The following is a 21,088-nucleotide window of genomic DNA, read 5'->3' as shown; positions in this document are numbered from 1 at the left end:
CTGGGATCCGACCGGGCGGCTTCCCTCCGGCCGGCGCGGCCTACACCGCGCCATGCGCCTCCACATGCAGGGCATAGAGGGAGTGGCTGGCGGTCATGTAGAGCCGGTTGTTCTTCGGGCCCCCGAAGACCAGGTTGGCGCAGCGCTCCGGCAGGCGGATGAAGCCGATGGCCTTGCCCTCGGGGTTGAACACCATCACCCCGTCCAGCTCCTCCGGCTTGCCGCGCAGCGCGTAGACACGGCGCCCGCCCACCTCGCGCGGCTCGGCCTCCAGCGCGCCATTGCTGCCCCAGCCGCACCAGAGATTGCCGTCGCGGTCCACCTTGAAGCCGTCCAGCGCGCCCTGGTCGGCGGCGTCGATGAACTTGGTCTTGTTCGCCACCCGGCCATCCGCCTGCACGTCGTAGCGCCAGATGCTGCGGTTGGGCGTGCCCTTCCATTCCACGACGTAGAGCTTGCTCTCATCCGGCGAGAAGGCCAGGCCGTTGGGGTTGACCAGATCGGTGATAACCGCGCTGAGCTTCCCGTCCGTGCCGATGCGGTAGACATTCGTCGTCGGCTGCTCGGGCTTGGCGCGGCTGCCCTCCCACTCGCCGTTGATGCCGAAGAGCGGATCGGTGAACCAGATCGTGTCGTCCGAGCGCACCACGATGTCGTTCGGCGCGTTCAGCCGCTTGCCCTCGAAGCTGTCGGCCAGCACGGTGATGCCGCCATCCTTCTCCGTCCGCGTGACGCGGCGGGTGACGGAGTGCTCGCAGGTGATCAGCCTTCCCTGCCGGTCCCGCGCATTGCCGTTGCTGTAGTTGGCGTTCTCGCGGAAGACGGTGAAGCGGCCATCCTTCTCGTCATACTTCATGATGCGGTTGTTCGGGATGTCGCTGCACAGCAGGTAGCCGCCCTCGGGGAAGTAGGCGGGCCCTTCCGCCCAGCGCATGCCGGTCGCCACCTGCTCCAGCGTGCTGCTGTAGATGCGGTAGCGCGCGAAGCTCGGATCGAGGATCTGCACCGCCGGGTCCGGGTAGCGCTGGTTCGGCGTGAAGGGGAAGGATTGCGCGGCCGCGCCGGTGGCGAGAAGCGCCCCGCCGGCCAGGCCGGCTCCGCCCCGCAGCAGGCTGCGGCGTGTCGTGCTCATGGTGGTTCCTCCTTGGCGGCACTGACGGCCGCTTACCGCCCGCCCCGCCCCCGGAGGCCCCACGCGCCATGCGTGCGGGTGCCGCGAGGAAAGGCTGTTCCGGAAGCAGGCTGGCATTGGGGCCGGAGGGTGTCAATTCGTCATATGACACGATAAGGCGTAAGGCGGCATGCCGGCGCCGCCTTGATGCACGCTTACTCGATCGCGTTGGCCTGCAGGAACAGGGCCTGGGACAGGGTCTCGAAGAAGCGCTGGAACGGCGCCGGATCGGACAGCTCGTACTGGTTCATCTGGCCGGAGGCGCGGACGATGGTCCGGTTGCCCTCGCCGCGGCGCAGCGTGACGGTGAAGCGTACCAGTCCGCCATTGCCGTAGCGCGTGGCGCTGATGGTGCCCAGTACGGTGTCGGCGCGGTCCACCACGAAGCCCAGATCCTGCAGTGCACTGAGCGCCGCCTGGAACACCTTGGCCTTATCCGCCGTCTCGAAGGCGCGGGTGGAGATGGCGCGCTGCGCCGCCTGGCTGTTGGCGCTGCCGAGCACCTGCTGGCGGCTGTCCATCTGGCAGGCGGCCAGCAGCGGCAGCAGGGCCATGGCGGAGGCGAAACGGAGCATGAAGGGATTTCCGGGCAGGACTCAGATCTCGTGGGCGGTGAGGAAGGTGGATTGCGCCAGCTTCTCGAAGAAGCCCTGGTAGATGGCCGGATCTTCCAGGGTCTCCCCCATGGCGATCATGGCACCCGGACGCGGGACAATGGTCTGGAAGGTGGCGCGGACCAGGATGCTCCGGCCATCGGCGCCCGGCCGCAGCACCACCTGCGCGCGGACGCGCCCGCTTGTGTTCTTGGTGCCGACGACGACGCCATGCGCCGCCTGCGTCTCCTCGATGAGATAACCGAGATCCTGCAGCGCGCCGACGGTGCTCTGCAGCATCAGTTCCCGGTCGGCCGTGTCGAAACGGCGGGATTGCCGGGCGCGCAGCGCGGTCGCCGCGGCGCTCGGCATGAAGGCGGCCGCCTGCTGCTCGGCCGTGGGCGCGCAGCCGGCCAGCGCCGCGGATGGCAGCACGGCCAGAACGTGACGGCGCCGCGGGCGGGAGGGCCGCCGCATGACCCGCGCCCCCGGCTCAGAAGCTCGAGGAGCGGTAGGAGAAATCCCGCACCTTGCCGGCCGCGTCGTAGCGGATGATCACGGTGAGGGTCCGCTGCGAGGTGCTGGCGGCCCCGGCGCGCCCGCTCGCCCCGCCCAGGAACAGCACCCCCGCGCCGCCCTGGGAGCTGGAATAGACCTGCTCGGTGGCGATGCGGTCATAGACCCAGGTTTCGCGGCGCTGCTCGTCGGTGGTGACGATGTTGGGCGAGCCCAGCACCGCCGCCACCTCCGCGCCACTCATGCCCACGCGGATCTCACGCTGGACGGTGCCGACCGTCATGCGGTCCTGCGCCTCGCGGCCCGCCGCGACGCTGCGGGCATGGTCCTCGGCGGAGGCACAACCAGCCAGGAGGGCGGCCAGGCCCAGGGCCGGCAGCAGACGGCGTATCGCATTCATCGGGAAGAAGCTCCGTTTGCAGGGCTCGCCGTGGCGGGCTGCGCGACAGCGCGGGCGGCGGCCTCGCGCTCCTGGATGGTGTTCAGTTCGGCGGTGGGGCGCTGGGCCTCCGGGGCGGTCACATCCGCCGGCGCCTCGGCCACCTCACGCTGCAGCGTCGCGGCCAGCTGGGCAAAGAAATTCTTCTGGTAGAACTCGGCGCTGTCCACCTGCGCCTCGCGCAGCGGTGCGACGATGGTGGCATTCGCACGCACCACGGATTCCCCTGGCGAGCGCGGGCGCACCACCACCGCCATGCGCAGCGCGGTGACGCGGGTGGCGGAGACGGTTCCCGCCTCCGGCTCAACCTTGGTGATGCGGTAGCCGAGGTCGTGCAGGGTGGCGATGACGCCGCGCATGGCGGACTCGGCATCCACCGGCACCAGGCGGACCTGGGCGGCGCGCAGCTCGGTGGCGGGCTTGCGGCTGGGCTCGAAGACCGTTTGCTGCTGGGCGCAGGCGGCGAGAAGCGGCGCAAGCAGTGCCAGGGGCAAAATGGTGCGCATCCGGTTCATGCCGCGCGCGCCAGGCCGGCGCGCACCCTCTCGAAGAAGCCGCTGGAGAACTCCGCCTCGGTGAGGCGCTCGACCCGGGATAAGCCCTGGTTCGTCGTGACGATGCGCTCGAAGGAGACGCGCAACTGGCTGTCGTGCGTGCCGAGTGGCTGGGTGGTGAGCGTCGCCCGGATCACCTGATCGGTGTCGTAGACCGGGTTGTACCGCACGCCCAGCAGCGCCAGGCCCACAGTCAGCGCCACCTGCCCGACCACCTGGCCGGCTTCGGTCGCGTCGCGGTCCTTGCTGCCGGCGAGTACGCCGTAGCGGGGGGCGCTTTCCTCGATGGTGAAGCCGAGATCCTGCAGAACCTGGGTCGCCTCGACGAGCAGGCGCTGCTCGGAGGTCTCAGGGAAGCGCGCAGTCTGCGCCTCCCGCAGCGCGGCGGCATTCTCCAGGGGTGCGCCGGCCTGAAGGGCGGCCTTGTTGGCCCAGTCCTGGTCAGGCTGCTGGCACGCGGCAACGGATGTTGCTGCCGCAAGGGCGACAAAGTGCGAGAGGCGCATCAACATTCCCGGCGAGGTCGGCTTTGAGCAGGCTTGGCTTGACAATGATCTGTTACAGCCTTGCCACTCCCCGTCAAGTTCTCGTGAACGAAGACGTGCTCGCCGCCCTATCACGCAGCATTCCATACCTGAATGCGCCATAGCGACTTCAGGGAAGCAGGCCTCATGCGGCCGCGAAATCTGTGATGTCAGCAGGAGAGGGTGGCGGAGGGGATGGGATTCGAACCCACGAAACGGGTTATCCCCGTTTAACGGTTTAGCAAACCGCCGCCTTCGGCCACTCGGCCACCCCTCCGCAGGGTGTTGAAGTTTCACGGCGTATGCGAGGCCGCTTCTAGCGTTCTGCGGGGGCCACGTCAAACACACTCACGGCCCCGGGGGTGAAAAAGCTGGGGATAGAGTTCGGCGCCCCCTCCCCAGCCACGTCCAGGCTCAGCCCAGATGGACGGAGAAGCCCTTCGCCACGGCGGGGCGGGCCATCATGCGGGCATACCAGGCGGCGACAGCCGGGAACTCGTCGAGGCTGCCGAGGTGCCGCTCATGCCGCCAGGCCCAGCCGAGGATGGCGAAGTCGGCGATGCTCGGCTCGCCCTCGGTGGCCACGAAGTCGCGCCCCGCGAGGCGCCGCTCCAGCACGCCGTAGAGGCGGCGCGTCTCGGTCCGGTAGCGCTCCAGCCCGTAGTCGCGAGCCGGGCCCTCGGGGCGGGTCAGGAAGTGGTGCACCTGCCCCGGCATCGGGCCGAAGCCGCCCATCTGCCACATCAGCCACTCCCAGACCTGCACCCGGCCGCGCAGATCGGCGGGGAGGAACTTCCCGGTCTTCTCGGCGAGGTAGAGCAGGATCGCGCCCGATTCGAAGACGGTGATCGGCTGCCCGTCCGGCCCCTCATCGTCGATGATGGCGGGGATGCGGTTGTTGGGCGAGAATTTCAGGAATTCGGGGTCGAACTGCTCGCCCTTGGTGATGTCCACCACCTTGACGGTGTAGGGCAGCCCCATCTCCTCCAGCGCGACGCTGATCTTGCGCCCGTTGGGGGTGTTCCAGGTGTAGAGGGTGATCATAGCGCGGCGGGCCCTCCCGGCCTTCATGGTTCGAGGCCGGAAGGGAAGCACGCGGCGGGGCTGGCGTCAGCCCAGCTTCTTCTTCAGCAGCTCGTTCACCAGGGCCGGGTTGCCCTTGCCCTGCATGGCCTTCATCGTCTGGCCGACGAAGAAGCCGAACAGCTTGTCCTTGCCGGAGCGGTATTCCTCCACCTTGCCGGCATTGGCGGCCATCACCTGGTCGATCACCGCCTCGATCGCGCCGGTGTCGGTCACCTGCTTCAGGCCGCGCTCCTCGACGATGAGGCCCGGCGCCTTGCCGGTCTCGAACATCGCCTCCAGCACCTCCTTGGCGAGCTTGCCGGAGAGGGTGTTGTCGGAGATCAGGTCGAGCAGCGCGCCGAGGTCCTCGGCGCTGACCGGCGAGCTGCCGATGCTGGCGCCCACGCGGTTGAGCCCGGCGAAGAAATCGCCGGTGATCCAGTTGGCGGCCATCTTGGGGTCGCGGCCCTTCGCCACGGCCTCGTAGAAGGCGGCCGTCTCCTTCTCCAGAGTCAGCACATGGGCGTCATAGGGCGTCAGGCCGAAATCGCCGACATAGCGGGCGCGGCGGGCGTCGGGCAGTTCCGGCAGGGCGGCCTTGAGGCTGTCCACCCAGGACTGCTCCAGCACCAGCGGCGGCAGGTCGGGGTCGGGGAAGTAGCGGTAGTCATGCGCATCCTCCTTGGAGCGCATGGAGCGCGTGACGCCGCGGGTGGTGTCGAACAGGCGGGTCTCCTGCACCACCTCCTCGCCCGCTTCCCACAGCTCCACCTGCCGGCGCGCCTCGGCCTCCACAGCCTGCATGACGAAGCGGATGGAGTTGACGTTCTTCACCTCGCAGCGGGTGCGGAACCCCTCCCCCGCCTTGCGGACGGAGACGTTGACGTCGGCGCGCAGCGAGCCCTGCTCCATGTTGCCGTCGCAGGTGCCAAGGTAGCGCAGGATCTGCCGCAGCTTGGTCAGGTAGGCGCCGGCTTCCTCCGGGGAGCGCATGTCCGGCTCGGAGACGATCTCCATCAGCGCGACGCCCGAGCGGTTGAGGTCGATGTAGCTCTTGCTCGGGTGCTGGTCGTGCAGCGACTTGCCGGCATCCTGCTCCAGGTGCAGCCGCGTGATGCCGATGGTCTTGGTGCTGCCGTCGCCGAGCTGGATCTCGATCTGCCCCGTGCCGATCACCGGGTACTGGTACTGGCTGATCTGGTAGCCCTGCGGCAGGTCCGCGTAGAAATAGTTCTTGCGGTCGAAGCGCGACCACAGGTTCACCTGCGCGTTCAACCCGAGCCCGGTGCGCACGGCCTGGGCCACGCATTCGCGGTTGATCACCGGCAGCATGCCGGGGAAGCCCGCATCGATGAAGCTGACCTGGCTGTTGGGCTCGGCGCCGAACTCGGTCGCGGCGCCGCTGAACAGCTTGGCCATCGAGGTGACCTGGGCGTGCACCTCCAGCCCGATCACCACTTCCCACGGGCCGGTGCTGCCCTCGATCGTGTAGCTCATGCCGCGGCCCTCAGAGCGGGAAGCGCGTGGAAGCCGGCCGCGCGCTCGATGGCGCCGCCGACGGCGAAGACCGTCTCCTCGTCGAAGGGGCGGCCCAGCACCTGCAGGCCGAGCGGCAGCCCCTTCATATCCAGCCCCGCCGGCACGGACATGCCGGGGAGGCCCGCCAGGTTGGCGGTGATGGTGAAGACGTCGTTCAGATACATCGCCACGGGGTCGTCCTGGTTCTCGTCCCGGCCGAAGGCGGCGGTGGGGGTGGCGGGGGTCAGGATGGCATCCACCTGCGCCCAGGCCTGGTCGAAGTCGCGCTTGATCAGCGCCCGCACCTGCTGCGCCTTGACGTAGTAGGCGTCGTAATAGCCGGCGGAGAGGACGTAGGTGCCGATCAGGATGCGGCGCTTGACCTCATCGCCAAAGCCGGCGGCGCGGGTCCGCTCGTAGAGGTCCTTCAGGTCCTCGCCATTCTCGCGCAGGCCGAAGCGCACGCCGTCATAGCGGGCGAGGTTGGAGGAAGCCTCGGCCGGCGCCACGATGTAGTAGGTGGGCAGCGCGTATTTCGTGTGCGGCAGGCTGATGTCCACCAGCGTGGCGCCCTCGGCGCGCAGCCAGTCCATGCCCTGCCGCCACAGCGCGTCGATCTCGGGGGAGAGCCCCTCCACCCGGTATTCGCGCGGGATGCCGATGCGCAGCCCCTTCACGCCGCGCGCGACGGCCGCGGCGAAATCCGGCACCGCCACATCGGCGCTGGTGGAGTCCCTCGGGTCGAACCCCGCCATGGAGCCGAGCAGGATGGCGCAATCCTCCACCGTGCGCGCCACCGGCCCCGCCTGGTCGAGCGAGGAGGCATAGGCCACGATTCCGAAGCGCGAGCAGCGCCCATAGGTGGGCTTGATGCCGCTGACGCCGCAGAAGGCCGCCGGCTGGCGGATCGAGCCGCCCGTGTCGGTCGCCGTGGCGCCGAGGGCGAGGCGCGCCGCCACCGCCGCCGCCGAGCCGCCGGAGGAGCCGCCGGGCACCAGCGCGGTGTCGTCGCCCTGGCGCTTCCAAGGGTTCTCGGCCGCGCCGAAGGCGGAGGAGGTATTGGAGGAGCCCATGGCGAACTCGTCGAGATTCGCCTTGCCCAGGAACACCGCGCCGTCGCGCAGCAGGTTGCCCGTCACCGTGCTCTCATAGGGCGGCACGAAATCGCCGAGGATGCGGCTGCCCGCCGTGGTGCGGGTGCCGGCGGTGCAGAACAGGTCCTTGATGGCCAGCGGGATGCCGGCAAGCGGACCGGCCTCGCCGCGCGCCAGCGCCGCATCGGCCTCGGCCGCCTGGGCGGCGGCGAGTTCCGGCGTCACGGTGATGTAGGCGTTGAGGCGCGGGTTGAGCGCCGCGATGGCGTCGAGATGCGCCTGCGTCAGCTCCGCGGCGCTGATCTCGCGCGCGGCGAGGGCGCGGCGGGCGCCGGCGATGGTCAGTTCGGTCGGGTGCGTCATGCCGCTCACTCCACCACCTTGGGCACGGCGAAGAAGGCGCCGGCGCGGTCCGGCGCGTTGGCCAGCACCTGCTCCTGGATGCCGCCATCGGTCACGCGGTCCTCGCGCATCCGCAGCGCCTGGGCGCCGCCGCCGGCCATCGGCTCCACCCCTTGGGTGTCGACCGCCTGCAACTGCTCGATCCAGCCCAGGATTCCATTCAGTTCGGCCTCAAGGCGCGGCAGGTCGGCCTCCTCCACCCTGAGGCGGGCGAGCGAGGCGACGCGCCGGACTGTGGCGGTGTCGAGCGACATTCGTTTTCTTCCGGAGAGTGATCAGATCGGGTTCGCGCGGAACAATTGCGCGACGACGGGGGCGGACCATAAACACCGCCATGCCCATCTTCAACCTGAGCCAACTCCGCACCGCCCTGCCCCGCGAGGCAAGGCTGATCGGCCTGGACCCCGGCAAGCGCGTCATCGGGGTGGCGCTGTCCGACGTCCTGCTGATGCTGGCCAGCCCCTACAAGGGCCTGGCCCGCGGCAAGCTGGCCGCCAACGCCGCCGAGATCGCCGCCATCGCGCGCAAGGAGGGGGCGGGCGGGCTGGTGGTCGGGCTGCCGCTGGGGCTCGACGGCTCCTTCGGCCCGGCCGCCCAGGCGGCGAAGGACTGGGCCATCGCCCTCTCCGCCGCCACCGGCCTGCCGGCGGCGCTGTGGGACGAGCGCCTCTCCTCCTCCGCCGTGAACCGGATGATGATCGAGGAGGCCGACCTGACGCGCGGCAAGCGGGCCAAGGCGGTGGATGCCGCCGCGGCGGCCTACATGCTCCAGGCGGCGCTGGACGCGACGCGTGGCGCCCCGGATGGCCCGCGCCAGGGCTGAAGGCGCGCGGGGTGGGCGGGAAGGCGCGGAGCGCGCGGCCCGGGCTCGCCCACCGCCGCAACCCTCACGCCAGAGCCTTGCGTCAGACGGGCCGCCGGTTCCATTGTGGGAGTCTGTTACAATCCGGAAGAGGCCGCGCGGGCCATGCCTGAAGACCGCCTCGACGCGCTGATCGATGATCTCTACGGGCTGGCCGCGGATGGCGGCTCCAGCGAGTCCGGGTGGGAGGCATTGCTGGCACGGGTGGCGCTGCTCATGGGAGCCACCTCGGCCGCACTGCAACTGGCCAGCCCGCAGCAGGGAACGACACGGCTGCTGGCCACCCACAACGTGGCCGACGCGGTGAACCAGGATTACGCCGCACACTTCTTCCCGCGCGATATCTTCATGGACCAGGCACGCGCCATGCCCGGCCAGCTCATGCTGAGCCAGGACCACCTGCCCGACGCGCTGGTGGCGCAATCCGAGATCTACAACGACCTGTTCCGGCATCACCTGCACGGGGCGTTCTATGTCGCCGGCGGGGTGACGCCGGTGGGGGACGGCCAGGTGCTGGGCTTCGGCCTGCAGCGCGCCCGGGAGCGCGGCGCCTTCACGGCCGAGGAAAGCCGCACCCTGCAGCGCCTCTGGCCGCATCTGCGCCGCGCCGCCCAGGTGCAGCTGCGGCTCCAGCAGGCCGAGGTCTCGCAGCGCCTGGGCTTCGAGGCGCTGGACCGCATGACGGGGGGCATCGTCATCCTGGCCGCCGACCGCCGCATCCTGTTCATGAACCGGGCGGCGCGGCGGCTGCTGGAGGAGCGGAGCGGCTGCGCCACCACCGGCAATGGCGGCCGGCTGCGCCTGACCTACGGCCCGGCGGATGAGCGGTTCTCCCTGCTGCTGGCGCAGGCCACCACCATGGGCCCGCCGCGCCGCGCCAACACCCTGCGCTGCCCGCGCGCCGAGGGGCTGCCGGCGCTGATGCTGCTGGTGGCACCCTTCCAGCCGCAGACCATGGTGGCTATGCCCGGCGCGGCGCCGCTGGCGCTTCTGCTGATCTCCGACCCGCGCGACGTTCCGCCGCCCCTGCCCGATCAGCTCATGGCCCTGTTCGGCCTGACGCCGGCCGAGGCGGGGGTCGCCGCCAGCCTGGCCCAGGGGCTGAGCCCGGAGGAGGTGGCGCAGGCGCGGGAGGTGCGGCTGAGCACGGTGCGGAGCCAGGTGCAGGCGCTGCTGGCCAAGACCGGCACACGCCGCCAGGGCGAATTGCTGCGCCTGCTGCTCTCCCTGCCGCAGGCGGCGGCGCCGGACTGAGCACTGCGGCCGGCGCGAGGGTGGCGGCCGGCCCTTCCGGCGCGGCGCACGTATGGCTATGGTCCCCCGCCTCTAGCCGGACTGGTCCCGCATGCTGCCCTTTCCTCACCGGCACCTCCTGGCCCTGCAAGGGCTGGAGCCGCCCTATATCGCCGATCTCCTGGATCTGGCGGAATCCTATGCCCTGCTCAACCGCAGCGGGAAGACCCAGCGCGACCTGCTCAAGGGCCAGACGCTGATCAACCTGTTCTTCGAGGACAGCACCCGCACCCGCACCAGCTTCGAGCTGGCGGGCAAGCGGCTGGGCGCGGACGTGATCAACATGTCCGTCAGCCAGTCCAGCGTGAACAAGGGGGAGACGCTGCTCGACACCGCCTCCACCCTGAACGCCATGCATTGCGACCTGCTGGTGGTGCGCCACGCGCAGTCCGGCGCGCCCGCCCTGCTGAGCCAGAAGGTCGATGCCGCGGTGATCAACGCCGGCGACGGCACGCACGAGCACCCGACCCAGGCGCTGCTCGACGCGCTGACCATCCGCCGCCGCAAGGGCCGGCTGGAGAACCTCACCGTCGCCATCTGCGGCGACGTGCTGCACAGCCGGGTGGCGCGCAGCAACATCCACCTGCTCAGCGCCATGAACTGCCGGGTGCGCGTGGTGGGGCCGCCGACGCTGATCCCGGCCGAGGCGGCGCGGATGGGCGTCGAGGTGTTCCACGACATGAAGGCCGGCCTGCGCGACGCCGACGTGGTGATGATGCTGCGCCTGCAGAAGGAGCGCATGGCCGGCGGGCTGGTGCCCTCGGCGCGGGAGTTCTTCCGCTTCTACGGGCTCGATGCCGCCAAGCTGGCGCATGCGAAGCCGGATGCCATCGTCATGCACCCCGGCCCGATGAATCGCGGCGTCGAGATCGACAGCGCCATTGCCGACGACCCGGCGCGCAGCGTCATCGGCGAGCAGGTGGAGATGGGCGTCGCCGTCCGCATGGCGGTGCTCGACATCCTCTCGCGCAACATGCGCCGGAACGCCCGGCTGTGACCGCCCCCATGCACGACACCCCCCGCGACACGCTGTTCATCAACGCCCGCCTGATCGACCCCGCCTCGGGGCTGGATGCGCCGGGCAGCCTGCTGGTCAGCCGCGGCGTCATCGCCGATCATGGTGGCGCGCTCGGCAACCCGGAGGGGGCCGAGACCATCGATTGCGGCGGCGCCGTGCTGGCGCCGGGGCTGGTCGACATGCGCGCCGCCCTGGGCGAGCCCGGCGCGGAATATCGCGAGACCATCGAGAGCGCGGCGCTGGCGGCGGCGGCGGGCGGCATCACCACCCTCTGCGCCCTGCCCGACACCCAGCCGGCGCTGGACGACGCCGCCCTGCTGCAGTTCATCCTGCGCCGGGGCGAGGCCACCGGCAGCCTCTCCATCCTGCCCTATGGCGCCGCCACCAAGGGTTGCGCCGGCCAGGAGATCTCGGAATACGGCCTGCTGCGCGAGGCCGGCGCCATCGCCTTCAGCGACGGGCGCCACGCCATCGGCAGCGCGCGCACCATGCGCATCGCCCTCTCCTATGCCCGCGCCTTCGGCAGCTTCGTGGTGCAGCACCCGGAGGAGCCTTCCCTGGCACGCGGCGGCGTCGCCACCGAGGGCGAGCTGGCCACCCGGCTCGGCCTCGCCGGCATCCCCCCCGCGGCCGAGGCCATCATGGTGGCGCGCGACATCGCGCTGGCCCGCATCACCGGCGGCCATGTCCACTTCGCTCATGTCTCCACCGGCGCGGCGCTCGACCTGATCCGGGCCGCCAAGGCCGAGGGGCTGCGCGTCACCTGCGACACCGCGCCGCCCTATTTCGACCTGAACGAGACGGCGATCGGCGATTTCCGCACCTACGCCAAGCTCTCCCCGCCCCTGCGGCGGGAGGCGGACCGGCTGGCCGTGGTGGCGGCCCTGGCCGACGGCACGATCGATGCCATCGCCTCCGACCACCAGCCGGCCGATGCCGACGACAAGCGCCTGCCTTTCGCCCAGGCCTCGGCCGGCGGCACGGGGCTGGCCACGCTGCTCGGCATCACCCTCTCCCGCGTGCATGGCGGCGACCTGACGCTGCTCCAGGCCCTGGCCCTGCTGACCTGCCGCCCCGCCGCCCTGCTCGGCCTGCCGGTGGGCCGGCTTGAGCGCGGCGCGCCGGCCGACCTGCTGCTGCTCGACCCCGAGCGGGCCTGGAAGGTCGAGGCCGGCAAGCTGCCCGGCAAGGCGCAGAACTCGCCCTTCGACGGACGGGCGCTGGAAGGCCGGGTGCTGGGCACCTGGAAGGCCGGGCGGCGGGTGTTCGGATGAGCCTGCTGCTCGCCGCCGCGCTGCTCGGCTACCTCTCCGGCTCCGTGCCCTACGGGCTGCTGCTGACCCGCGCGGCAGGGCTCGGCGACATCCGCCAGATCGGCAGCGGCAACATCGGCGCCACCAACGTGCTGCGCACCGGCAACAAGAAGGTGGCGGCGGCGACGCTGCTGCTGGATGCGCTGAAGGGCGTGGTGCCGGTGCTGGCGCTGGGAGCGCTGTGGGGCCGCGATGCCGGGCTGGTGGCCGGGCTGGCGGCGCTGCTGGGCCACATCTTTCCTGTCTGGCTGGGCTTCAAGGGCGGCAAGGGCGTCGCCACCGGCGCCGGGGTGCTGCTCGCCGCCGCCTGGTGGGTGGGGCTGGCCTGCGCCGTGCTGTGGTTCGTCATGGCGAAGGTGACGCGCATCTCCTCCGCCTCGGCGCTCACCGCCTGCGCCGCGGCGCCGCTGGTGGCGCTGCTCTCGGGCGACCTGCGGCTGGCCGGCTTCGCGCTGGTGCTGGCGCTGCTGATCATCTGGCGCCACCAGGACAACATCCGCCGCCTGCTGGCCGGCACCGAGCCGCGCATCGGCCAGAAGAACAAGAGCCAGAACAACCAGTGACGCGGAACGCGGCCGAGGCGCTGGCCCTGCTGCGGCTGGCGCGCACCGAGGGGATCGGCCCCATCGCCTTCCAGAAGCTGCTGGCCCGGCACGGCTCCGGCGCCGCCGCGCTGGCGGCGGTGCCCGGCCTGCCGGCGCGCGGCGGCACCCCCTACCGCCCCGCGCCGGAGGCCGCCGTGGCGCGGGAGATGGCGGCGGTGGCCGAGATGGGCGGCCGCTTCCTGTTCCTGGGCGATGAGGATTATCCCCCTCTCCTGGCGCTGTTGCCGGACGCGCCGCCGGCGCTGGCCGTGGTGGGGGACCCGGCGCTGCTGCTGGCGCCGCAGGTGGCGCTGGTGGGGGCGCGCAACAGCTCCGGCCTTGGCCGCCGCATGGCGGAGGAACTGGCCGAGGCGCTGGCCGCCGCCGGCATCACCGTCACCTCCGGCCTGGCGCGTGGCATCGACGGCGCGGCGCACCGAGGCGCGCTGCGGGCGGGCGCCACCATCGCCGTCATTCCCGGCGGGCTGGACGTGCCCTACCCGCCCGAGCACCTGGAGCTGCAGGGGCTGATCGCCGAGCGCGGCGCCGTGGTGGCCGAGGCGCCGCTCGGCACGGCGCCCATCGCCCGGCACTTCCCGCGCCGCAACCGCATCATCGCCGGCCTCAGCCTGGGCGTGGTGGTGGTGGAGGCGGCCTATCGCTCCGGCACGCTGATGACGGCGCGGCTGGCGCTGGAGGCGGGGCGCGAGGTGTTCGCCGTGCCCGGCAGCCCGCTCGACCCGCGCTGCGCCGGCTCCAACGACCTGCTGCGCCAGGGCGCGCACCTCGTCGAGCGGGCGGAGGACGTGCTGGAGAATCTGCCCGAGGCGCCGCGCGCGGCCCCCCTGTTCCGCCCCGCCCGCGCCCCCGCGCACCCGGCCGCGCCCGGCCCCGACCCCGCGGCGCTTCCCGCAGAGATGGCGCAAGTCCTTGATTTAATAGGAGCAGCACCAGTTGTGGTTGACGAGTTGCTGCGACGCTGCCACCTCTCCCCTGCTGCGGTGCAAGCAATCCTGCTCGATCTGGAGCTGGAGGGACGTATAGAAGCCCTGCCGGGCAACCGCGTGGTCCGCAGCGGATTACGGTAGAGACAACGCCTGACCAGAACGCCGCCCCAGGTGGCCAGAGAGAGCGCAGCACACCTGCCATGACCGACGTCGTCGTCGTCGAATCGCCGGCCAAGGCGAAGACCATCAACAAGTATCTGGGCCAGGACTTCACGGTGCTGGCGAGCTTCGGCCATGTCCGCGACCTGCCGGCCAAGGATGGCAGCGTCCGGCCGGACGAGGATTTCGCCATGGACTGGTCCGCCGAGGACCGGGGCGAGAGGCAGGTCGCCGCCATCGCCAAGGCGGTGAAGGGTGCCCGCAACCTCTACCTCGCCACCGACCCCGACCGAGAGGGCGAGGCGATCTCCTGGCACGTGCAGGAGATGCTGCGGGAGAAGGGCGCGCTGCGCGGCGTCCAGGTGCACCGCATCACCTTCAACGAGATCACCAAGCGGGCGGTGCAGCACGCCCTGGCGCATCCGCGCGACCTGGACACGCCGCTGATCGAGGCCTACCTGGCCCGGCGCGCGCTGGACTATCTGGTGGGCTTCACCCTCTCCCCCGTGCTGTGGCGCAAGCTGCCGGGCAGCCGCTCGGCCGGGCGCGTGCAGTCGGTCGCGCTGCGCCTCATCTGCGAGCGGGAAGCCGAGATCGAGGTGTTCAAGGCGCGCGAGTACTGGACGGTGGAGGGCCGCTTCCTCACCGCCAGCTCCGCCCCCTTCACCGCCCGGCTGACGCATCTGGACGGGCGGAAGCTCGAGCAGTTCGACCTGCCGGACGAGGCCCGCGCGCTCCGCGCCAAGGCCGCGGTGGAGGCCGGCAGCTTCAGCGTCGCCAGCGTCGAGAAGCGGCGGGTGCGGCGCAACCCGCCGCCGCCCTTCACCACCTCCACCCTGCAGCAGGAGGCCTCCCGCAAGCTTGGCTTCGGCGCGCAGCAGACCATGCGCCAGGCCCAGCAGCTCTATGAGGGCGTGGACATCCAGGGCGAGACGGTCGGCCTCATCACCTACATGCGGACGGATGGCGTGCAGATGGCGCGGGAGGCGATGTTCGCCATCCGCGACCATGTGAAGGAGAGCTTCGGCCCCGACTACATCCCCGCCGCGCCGCGCGAGTATTCCTCCAAGGCCAAGAATGCCCAGGAGGCGCACGAGGCGATCCGCCCCACCGATGTGCGCCGCACGCCGGAGCAGGTGGCGCGCTTCCTGACGCCCGAGCAGCGCCGCCTCTACGAGCTGGTGTGGAAGCGGGCGGTGGCCAGCCAGATGCAGTCCGCCGAGCTGGACCAGACGGCGGTGGACCTGGCCGAGCCCAGCGGCCAGACCCGGCTGCGCGCCACCGGCAGCGTCATCGCCTTCGACGGCTTCCTGAAGCTGTACCGCGAGGATGTGGACGACGCCCCCGCCGGCGCCACCTCCGGCGAGGAGGACGATACCCGCACCCTGCCGCCCATGCGGGAGAAGGACCCCACCAGGCTGACCGCGGCGAACGCCGACCAGCACTTCACCCAGCCGCCGCCACGCTACTCGGAGGCCAGCCTGGTGAAGAAGATGGAGGAGCTCGGCATCGGCCGCCCCTCCACCTACGCCTCCATCCTGCAGACGCTGCAGGACCGCGACTACGTGAAGATCGACAAGCGGCGCTTCGTGCCGGAGGACCGTGGCCGGCTGGTCACCGCCTTCCTGGTGAACTTCTTCGAGCGCTACGTGGACAGCAACTTCACCGCCAGCATGGAGGAGAAGCTCGACGACATCTCCGGCGGGCGGGCCGACTGGCGCGCGGTGATGCGCGCCTTCTGGGAGGATTTCAACGCCGCCATCGGCGCCACCAAGGACCTGACGATCAGCGCCGTGATCGACGCGCTGGACGAGGAGCTGGGGCCGCACTTCTTCCCCCAGCCGGCCGATGGCGGCGACCCGCGCGCCTGCCCGGCCTGCGGCAATGGCCGGCTCGGGCTGCGGCTCGGGCGCAATGGCGCCTTCATTGGCTGCTCCAACTACCCCGAGTGCCGCCACACCCGCCCGCTCAGCGTGCCCGGCAACGAGCCGGAAGGCGAGGCGGCGCTGGCCGGCGGCATCAAGGAGCTGGGCACCGATCCGGTGAGCGGCGCGCCGGTGACGCTGCGGCGCGGGCCCTACGGCCTCTACGTCCAGCTCGGCGAGGGCGGCACCGATGCCAAGGGCAAGCCGACCAAGCCCAAGCGCGCCAGCCTGGCGCGCGGCATGGACCCGGATTCGCTCGATCTCGACCGGGCGCTCGCCCTGCTCGCCCTGCCGCGCATCGTGGGCCTCCACCCCGAGACGGGCGAGGAGATCTCGGCCGCCATCGGGCGCTTCGGCCCCTATGTGAAGATGGGCAGCATCTACAAGTCGCTGGACAAGGATGACGACGTGCTGACCGTCGGCATCAACCGCGCCGTGGCGCTGCTGGCCGATGCCAAGGCCAAGGTCCGCTCCATGGGCGCGCACCCGAAGGATGGCGAGCCGGTGGAGATCAAGCGCGGCCGCTTCGGGCCCTTCGCGCAGCATGCCGGCATGGTGGCGAGCCTGCCGCGCAACCTGACGATGGAGGAGATCACCCTCGACCAGGCGGTGGCGCTGCTGGCCGAGAAGGGCAAGAAGCTGCCGCCGCTCGGCGCCAAGAAGGGCGCGAAGAAGGCCGCGCCGAAGAAGGCGGCCGCCGAGGAGGCCACGGCCGAGGCGAAGCCCAAGGCGCCGGCTAAGAAGGCCGCGGCCAAGCCCAAGGCCGCCGCGGCGAAGGCCGGCACGACCAAGACCGGCACGGCGAAGGCCAGCACGGCCAAGGCTCCGGCGAAGAAGGCCGCCGCCAAGGCGAAGGCCTGACCGGTGCCGGGCGAGGACGCGGCGCCCGGCCCGGAGCTTCCCTCGCGTGAGGCGCTGCGGCGCTTCCTGCGGGAGGCAAGCGGCCGCGTGGGCAAGAGCGAGATCGCCCGGCATTTCGGGCTGGGCGTGGAGCAGCGCCCGGCCCTGCGCGCGCTGATGAAGGCGCTGGAGGAGGAGGGCTGGGTGCCCGAGGCCGGCGCCCGCCCCGCCGGGGGTGGCGCCCTGCCCGAGATGGTGCCGCTGGAGGTGTTCGGCACCGATGCCGATGGCGAGCCCCTCGCCCGCCCGATCCGCTGGGAGGGCCGCGGCCGCCCGCCGCTCGTGCTGATGCGCCCCGAGCGCCCCGGCCAGCCCGCCCTGGCCCCCGGCGAGCGCATCCTGGCGCGGGTGAAGCCGCTGGGCGGCGGGCGCTACGAGGGCCGCACCTTCAAGCGCATCGGCGGCGGCCCGGCGCGCATCCTGGGCGTCTACCAGGAGGGGCGCATCCAGCCCACCGACCGCCGCCAGCGCCAGGAATGGAGCGTGGCGCCCGCGGACAGCCTGGGCGCCGAGCCCGGCGAGCTGGTGCTGGCCGAGGCGCTGCCCGGCAGCCCGCTCGGCCTGCGCCCGGCGCGGGTGACCGAGCGGCTGGGGCCGCTCGACGCGCCGCGCGCCGTCTCGATGCTCTGCATCCACGCCCACCGCATCCCGGAGGCCTTCCCGCCCGGCGCGCTGGCCGAGGCGGAGCGCGCCCGCCCCGTGGGCGCGGAAGGCCGCGAGGATCTGCGCGCGCTGCCGCTGGTGACGATCGACGGCGAGGATGCGCGGGATTTCGACGACGCCGTCTGGGCCACCGCCGAGGGCGGCGGCTGGCGCGTGGTGGTGGCCATCGCCGATGTGGCGCACTACGTCCGCCCCGGCAGCGCGCTCGACGGCGCCGCCTGGGAGCGCGGCAACAGCGTCTATTTCCCCGACCGCGTCGTGCCGATGCTGCCCGAGGCGCTCTCCAACGGGCTGTGCAGCCTGCGCCCGGGCGAGGAGCGCGGCTGTCTCTTCGTCGAGATGACCTTCGACGCCCAGGGCCAGAAGACCGGCCACCGCTTCGGCCGCGGGCTGATGCGCTCCCTCGCCCGCCTCACCTACGAGCAGGTGCAGGCCAGCCGGACGGCCACCGACGCCGCCCTGCCCATGGCCGAGATCGACGCGCTGTATGGCGCCTACGCCGCCCTGGCGGCGGCGCGCGAGCGGCGCGGCACGCTGGACCTCGACCTGCCCGAGCGCCGCGTTCTGCTGGCCGGGGATGGCACGGTGCGCGACGTGGTGCCGCGCCAGCGCCTCGATTCCCACCGGCTGATCGAGGAATTCATGGTGGCCGCCAATGTCTGCGCGGCGGAGGAGCTGGAGCGCCGCCACCAGCCCCTGCTCTACCGCGTGCATGAGCGCCCCTCCGACGAGAAGCTGGAGGCGCTGCGCCAGTTCCTCGAGGCCATGGAGCTCGGCCTGCCCGCTTCCGACCGGATCCACCCGCGCGACTTCGCCCGCCTGCTCGATCAGGTGGCGGAGCGGCCCGAGGCACGGCTGGTGCACGAGACGGTGCTGCGCGCCCAGTCCCAGGCCGAGTACGCGCCGGACAATGCCGGGCATTTCGGCCTGGCGCTCGCCCGCTACGCGCATTTCACCAGCCCGATCCGCCGCTACGCCGATCTCGTCGTCCACCGCGCCCTGGTGCGCGGCCTGAAGCTCGGCGAGGGCGGGCTGGAGGAGGCGGAGACGGCCCGCCTGCCGGACACGGCGGAGCACATCACCCGCACCGAGCGCCGCGCCGCCGCCGCCGAGCGCGAGGCGGTGGAGCGCTACCTGACGCTGCACATGGCGTCCCGCGTCGGCGGCATGTTCGAGGCGCGGATTTCGGGGGTGACACGCTTCGGCCTGTTCGTCACGCTCACGGAGAACGGCGCGGGGGGACTCGTGCCGTCCTCATCCCTGCCGGACGATCAATGGACCTACGAGGAAGCCGCGCGCCGGCTTTCCGGCCGCCACACGCGCCTGTCCTTCAGCCTGGGACAGCCCGTGGAGGTGCGCCTAGCCGAGGCGATGCCGCTGACCGGCGGCCTGGTGTTCGAGCTGCTCGGTGCCACCCCGCCGGTGCCGGGCGCCCGCCGCAGCCGCATCCGGCGCGGGCCGCCCAAGGGCACCCCCGGCAAGCCGCCGGCGCGCGGAGCCAGGCCGCGCTAGCCATCGCCACCCCGCCCCTGCCATGCCACGGGCGGGCCACCGCCCTCCACGCCCGGATGCTGGCGCGGCTGCTGGCCCTCGCCCTGTTGCTGGCCGGGCCGCTGGCGCCCGGCCTCGCCCTGGCCCAGGCCGAGACCGGCTTCTCCCGCAGCCTCACCCGCGTGGTGCTGCGGGAGGCGTTCGAGGCCATCATCGAGCGCCATCTGGAAGTCGCGGCGCCGGAGGAGATGGCGCTGTGGTCGCTGCGCGGGCTGGGGGCGGTGGATACCGGCCTCACCGCCGAGGTGCAGGGCGGGCTGCTGCGGCTGTATCTGGGCGGCGCCCTGCTGGCCGAGGCGCCGCTGCCCAGCTCGGCCCTGGCGCCGCAGGGGCGGCCCGACCTGGCCGCGCGCGAACCGGCCGAGCAGCTCGGGGAAACCCTCTCCCGCCTTTACGCCCAGGCCTGGGCGCATTCGCCGCAGCTGCGCCGCGCCGGGATGGAGCGGCTGATCCAGGCGGGGTTCGACGAGGTGTTCAACCATCTCGACCCCTACAGCCGCTACATCACCGCCGAGGAAGCCTGGGAGGCGCGGCAACGCCGGGTGGGCCAGTCCGGCCTCGGGCTGCGGGTGGCCAGCGGGCCGCGCGGCAGCGTCGTCGTCGCCGCGCTGGAGGCGGAGGGGGAGGCGCGCCGCGCCGGGCTGCGCGAGGGCGACACGCTGCTGGCGATCGACGGCATTCCCGTCTCCGCCCGGCGCATCACCCAGGCCGCGGAGCTGCTGGAGGGGCCGCCCGACACGCAGGTGCGGCTCAGCCTGCGGCGGGGCAACCAGCGCCTGACCCTGGTGCTGCGCCGCCCAAGCGAGGTGCTGCGCAGCCTGCGCACGGATGTGCTGGACGGCATCCTGTGGGCCCGCATCAGCGTCTTCTCCGCCGTCACCACCGAGCAGCTGGCCGAGGCGCTGAACAACGCCTTCGCGGCGCCGGGCCCGCCGCGCGGCGTGGTGCTGGACCTGCGTGGCAACCGTGGCGGCATCCTGACCCAGGCGATGGGCGTGGCCGACGCCTTCCTCAACAGCGGCGTGGTGGCGCAGAGCGCCGGGCGCCACCCCGATGCCCGCCGGGTGTGGCAGGCCGGCGGCAGCGACCTAGCGCAATCCCGCCCCGTGGTGGTGCTGGTGGATGGCCGCACCGCCTCGGCCGCCGAGATCGTGGCCGCCGCGCTGGGCGACCGCGGGCGTGCCGTGGTGGTGGGCAGCGCCACGCTGGGCAAGGGGCTGATCCAGATCGTGGTGCCGCTGCCGAACGGGGCGGAGGTGCTGATCTCCTGGTCGCGCGTGCTGGCGCCGCTGGGCTGGCCGGTGCAGGGGCTGGGGGTGATTCCGGCGCTGTGCACCAGCCTGGGCCTGGAAGCCACCCAGCAGGCGCTGCAGCAGCTTGGCCAGGGCGCCTCGCCCATGCAGCCGGTGCTGGACCGCGCCCGCCGCGCCCGCGCCCCCGTGCCGGCCAGCGAGGTGGTGGCGCTGCGCGCCGCCTGCCCGCCGGCCGAGGAGCGCGACCTGGACCAGCAGGCCGCCCGCGCGCTGATCGACAACCCCGCCGCCTACCGCACCGCCCTCAACCCATGAGCCCCTGGACCCCTCAGCCGGCGCCGGGGCGGGCGCCGAATCCCACCTTCCTCTTGACTGGAGCGGCCAGATGGCTAGGTTGCGGCCTCTCGCGTCGCACCCGGGCGCGCGGCCACGTGCCGCCCGGCGGATGGCGCCCCTGCTAGCGGTGCGCCCCGCGCCCACGGAAGATCGTCATGGCCAAGTCGAACACCATCCTGATCAAGCTCGTCAGCACCGCTGACACCGGCTACTTCTATGTGACCAAGAAGAACACCCGCAACACGACGGGCAAGATGGAGATGCGGAAGTACGATCCCGTCGCCCGCAAGCACGTCGCGTTCCGGGAGTCCAAGATCAAGTAAGTCCGCCCTGGCCCGGGGCGCCTTGCCTCGGGCCGGGTGACCGATGAATCGAGGCAAGGCCGCGTCCGGCTCCGGGCGCGGCCTT

Annotated in this window: 20 protein-coding genes and 1 tRNA gene; 10 read left to right on the top strand and 11 right to left on the bottom strand. The window is 72.0% G+C overall.

The features are described from left to right. Window positions 1–40 precede the first annotated feature (40 nt). From ACFOY6_RS00990 to gatC, 11 genes are all read right to left on the bottom strand, one after another. A complete protein-coding gene (locus ACFOY6_RS00990; protein ID WP_379648400.1) occupies window positions 41–1,132 on the bottom strand; it encodes an SMP-30/gluconolactonase/LRE family protein in 1,092 nt (363 codons plus the stop codon). Between the two features lie 194 nt (window positions 1,133–1,326). Beyond that, window positions 1,327–1,746, bottom strand: a complete 420-nt coding sequence (locus tag ACFOY6_RS00985) for a hypothetical protein (protein WP_379648398.1) — start codon at window positions 1,744–1,746, stop codon at window positions 1,327–1,329. Between the two features lie 21 nt (window positions 1,747–1,767). After that, window positions 1,768–2,199, bottom strand: coding sequence for a hypothetical protein (locus ACFOY6_RS00980; protein ID WP_379634324.1), 432 nt, complete (start codon window positions 2,197–2,199; stop codon window positions 1,768–1,770). A gap of 58 nt (window positions 2,200–2,257) precedes the next feature. Next, entirely contained in the window at window positions 2,258–2,680 is a 423-nt protein-coding gene (locus ACFOY6_RS00975) for a hypothetical protein (RefSeq protein WP_109518585.1), read from the bottom strand. After that, window positions 2,677–3,225: a hypothetical protein gene (locus ACFOY6_RS00970; RefSeq protein WP_109518584.1), complete on the bottom strand. Its 549-nt coding sequence runs from the start codon at window positions 3,223–3,225 to the stop codon at window positions 2,677–2,679. Before ACFOY6_RS00970 ends, ACFOY6_RS00975 begins: the two co-directional genes overlap by 4 nt. Window positions 3,226–3,230: 5 nt before the next feature. Then, window positions 3,231–3,779, bottom strand: coding sequence for a hypothetical protein (locus ACFOY6_RS00965; protein ID WP_379648395.1), 549 nt, complete (start codon window positions 3,777–3,779; stop codon window positions 3,231–3,233). 202 nt (window positions 3,780–3,981) lie between these two features. Continuing rightward, a tRNA-Ser gene (locus tag ACFOY6_RS00960) sits at window positions 3,982–4,074 on the bottom strand. Between the two features lie 137 nt (window positions 4,075–4,211). Then, window positions 4,212–4,841: a glutathione S-transferase family protein gene (locus ACFOY6_RS00955; protein ID WP_379648393.1), complete on the bottom strand. Its 630-nt coding sequence runs from the start codon at window positions 4,839–4,841 to the stop codon at window positions 4,212–4,214. A gap of 66 nt (window positions 4,842–4,907) precedes the next feature. Then, entirely contained in the window at window positions 4,908–6,359 is a 1,452-nt protein-coding gene (gene gatB / locus ACFOY6_RS00950) for an Asp-tRNA(Asn)/Glu-tRNA(Gln) amidotransferase subunit GatB (protein ID WP_109515438.1), read from the bottom strand. Continuing rightward, window positions 6,356–7,837 (bottom strand): Asp-tRNA(Asn)/Glu-tRNA(Gln) amidotransferase subunit GatA, encoded by a 1,482-nt coding sequence (gatA, locus tag ACFOY6_RS00945; RefSeq protein WP_379648391.1) that lies wholly within the window; start codon window positions 7,835–7,837, stop codon window positions 6,356–6,358. The genes gatB and gatA overlap by 4 nt, the downstream gene beginning before the upstream one ends. A gap of 5 nt (window positions 7,838–7,842) precedes the next feature. Then, entirely contained in the window at window positions 7,843–8,130 is a 288-nt protein-coding gene (gene gatC / locus ACFOY6_RS00940; RefSeq protein WP_109515436.1) for an Asp-tRNA(Asn)/Glu-tRNA(Gln) amidotransferase subunit GatC, read from the bottom strand. Between the two features lie 80 nt (window positions 8,131–8,210). Here gatC and ruvX point away from each other — a divergent pair, with 80 nt between their 5' ends. From ruvX to rpmG, 10 genes are all read left to right on the top strand, one after another. Continuing rightward, window positions 8,211–8,699 (top strand): Holliday junction resolvase RuvX, encoded by a 489-nt coding sequence (gene ruvX, locus ACFOY6_RS00935; RefSeq protein WP_379648389.1) that lies wholly within the window; start codon window positions 8,211–8,213, stop codon window positions 8,697–8,699. 144 nt (window positions 8,700–8,843) lie between these two features. After that, window positions 8,844–9,992, top strand: a complete 1,149-nt coding sequence (locus ACFOY6_RS00930) for a helix-turn-helix transcriptional regulator (RefSeq protein WP_379648387.1) — start codon at window positions 8,844–8,846, stop codon at window positions 9,990–9,992. 91 nt (window positions 9,993–10,083) lie between these two features. Next, on the top strand, window positions 10,084–11,028 hold the full coding sequence (locus tag ACFOY6_RS00925; RefSeq protein ID WP_379648385.1) for an aspartate carbamoyltransferase catalytic subunit: 945 nt from the start codon (window positions 10,084–10,086) through the stop codon (window positions 11,026–11,028). Between the two features lie 8 nt (window positions 11,029–11,036). Continuing rightward, window positions 11,037–12,323 carry a dihydroorotase gene (locus ACFOY6_RS00920; RefSeq protein WP_379648383.1) on the top strand — a complete coding sequence of 429 codons (1,287 nt, stop codon included), beginning with the start codon at window positions 11,037–11,039 and terminating at the stop codon, window positions 12,321–12,323. Further along, window positions 12,320–12,925 carry a glycerol-3-phosphate 1-O-acyltransferase PlsY gene (gene plsY / locus ACFOY6_RS00915; protein WP_109515432.1) on the top strand — a complete coding sequence of 202 codons (606 nt, stop codon included), beginning with the start codon at window positions 12,320–12,322 and terminating at the stop codon, window positions 12,923–12,925. The genes ACFOY6_RS00920 and plsY overlap by 4 nt, the downstream gene beginning before the upstream one ends. Continuing rightward, window positions 12,922–14,034 carry a DNA-processing protein DprA gene (gene dprA, locus ACFOY6_RS00910; protein ID WP_379648381.1) on the top strand — a complete coding sequence of 371 codons (1,113 nt, stop codon included), beginning with the start codon at window positions 12,922–12,924 and terminating at the stop codon, window positions 14,032–14,034. Before plsY ends, dprA begins: the two co-directional genes overlap by 4 nt. 59 nt (window positions 14,035–14,093) lie before the next feature. Next, a complete protein-coding gene (gene topA, locus ACFOY6_RS00905) occupies window positions 14,094–16,838 on the top strand; it encodes a type I DNA topoisomerase (protein ID WP_379648379.1) in 2,745 nt (914 codons plus the stop codon). 3 nt (window positions 16,839–16,841) lie between these two features. Beyond that, on the top strand, window positions 16,842–19,052 hold the full coding sequence (gene rnr, locus ACFOY6_RS00900; RefSeq protein WP_379648377.1) for a ribonuclease R: 2,211 nt from the start codon (window positions 16,842–16,844) through the stop codon (window positions 19,050–19,052). Between the two features lie 56 nt (window positions 19,053–19,108). Further along, on the top strand, window positions 19,109–20,659 hold the full coding sequence (locus ACFOY6_RS00895; protein WP_379648375.1) for a S41 family peptidase: 1,551 nt from the start codon (window positions 19,109–19,111) through the stop codon (window positions 20,657–20,659). 176 nt (window positions 20,660–20,835) lie between these two features. Continuing rightward, a complete protein-coding gene (gene rpmG, locus ACFOY6_RS00890; RefSeq protein ID WP_076955738.1) occupies window positions 20,836–21,003 on the top strand; it encodes a 50S ribosomal protein L33 in 168 nt (55 codons plus the stop codon). The last annotated feature ends 85 nt before the right edge of the window (window positions 21,004–21,088 follow it).

The organism is Teichococcus aestuarii (assembly GCF_042651065.1).
Lineage (GTDB): Bacteria > Pseudomonadota > Alphaproteobacteria > Acetobacterales > Acetobacteraceae > Pseudoroseomonas > Pseudoroseomonas aestuarii.
Note: the sequence above shows the minus strand (reverse complement) of the source record. Positions and strands in the feature narration are given on the sequence as shown.

Coding starts and splice junctions, on each gene's coding strand:
- ACFOY6_RS00990 (WP_379648400.1), bottom strand. CDS start 1,132: ATGAGCACGACACGCCGCAGCCTGCTGCGGGGCGGAGCCGGCCTGGCC.
- ACFOY6_RS00985 (WP_379648398.1), bottom strand. CDS start 1,746: ATGCTCCGTTTCGCCTCCGCCATGGCCCTGCTGCCGCTGCTGGCCGCC.
- ACFOY6_RS00975 (WP_109518585.1), bottom strand. CDS start 2,680: ATGAATGCGATACGCCGTCTGCTGCCGGCCCTGGGCCTGGCCGCCCTC.
- ACFOY6_RS00970 (WP_109518584.1), bottom strand. CDS start 3,225: ATGCGCACCATTTTGCCCCTGGCACTGCTTGCGCCGCTTCTCGCCGCC.
- ACFOY6_RS00965 (WP_379648395.1), bottom strand. CDS start 3,779: ATGCGCCTCTCGCACTTTGTCGCCCTTGCGGCAGCAACATCCGTTGCC.
- ACFOY6_RS00955 (WP_379648393.1), bottom strand. CDS start 4,841: ATGATCACCCTCTACACCTGGAACACCCCCAACGGGCGCAAGATCAGC.
- gatB (WP_109515438.1), bottom strand. CDS start 6,359: ATGAGCTACACGATCGAGGGCAGCACCGGCCCGTGGGAAGTGGTGATC.
- gatA (WP_379648391.1), bottom strand. CDS start 7,837: ATGACGCACCCGACCGAACTGACCATCGCCGGCGCCCGCCGCGCCCTC.
- gatC (WP_109515436.1), bottom strand. CDS start 8,130: ATGTCGCTCGACACCGCCACAGTCCGGCGCGTCGCCTCGCTCGCCCGC.
- ruvX (WP_379648389.1), top strand. CDS start 8,211: ATGCCCATCTTCAACCTGAGCCAACTCCGCACCGCCCTGCCCCGCGAG.
- ACFOY6_RS00930 (WP_379648387.1), top strand. CDS start 8,844: ATGCCTGAAGACCGCCTCGACGCGCTGATCGATGATCTCTACGGGCTG.
- ACFOY6_RS00925 (WP_379648385.1), top strand. CDS start 10,084: ATGCTGCCCTTTCCTCACCGGCACCTCCTGGCCCTGCAAGGGCTGGAG.
- ACFOY6_RS00920 (WP_379648383.1), top strand. CDS start 11,037: ATGCACGACACCCCCCGCGACACGCTGTTCATCAACGCCCGCCTGATC.
- plsY (WP_109515432.1), top strand. CDS start 12,320: ATGAGCCTGCTGCTCGCCGCCGCGCTGCTCGGCTACCTCTCCGGCTCC.
- topA (WP_379648379.1), top strand. CDS start 14,094: ATGACCGACGTCGTCGTCGTCGAATCGCCGGCCAAGGCGAAGACCATC.
- ACFOY6_RS00895 (WP_379648375.1), top strand. CDS start 19,109: ATGCTGGCGCGGCTGCTGGCCCTCGCCCTGTTGCTGGCCGGGCCGCTG.
- rpmG (WP_076955738.1), top strand. CDS start 20,836: ATGGCCAAGTCGAACACCATCCTGATCAAGCTCGTCAGCACCGCTGAC.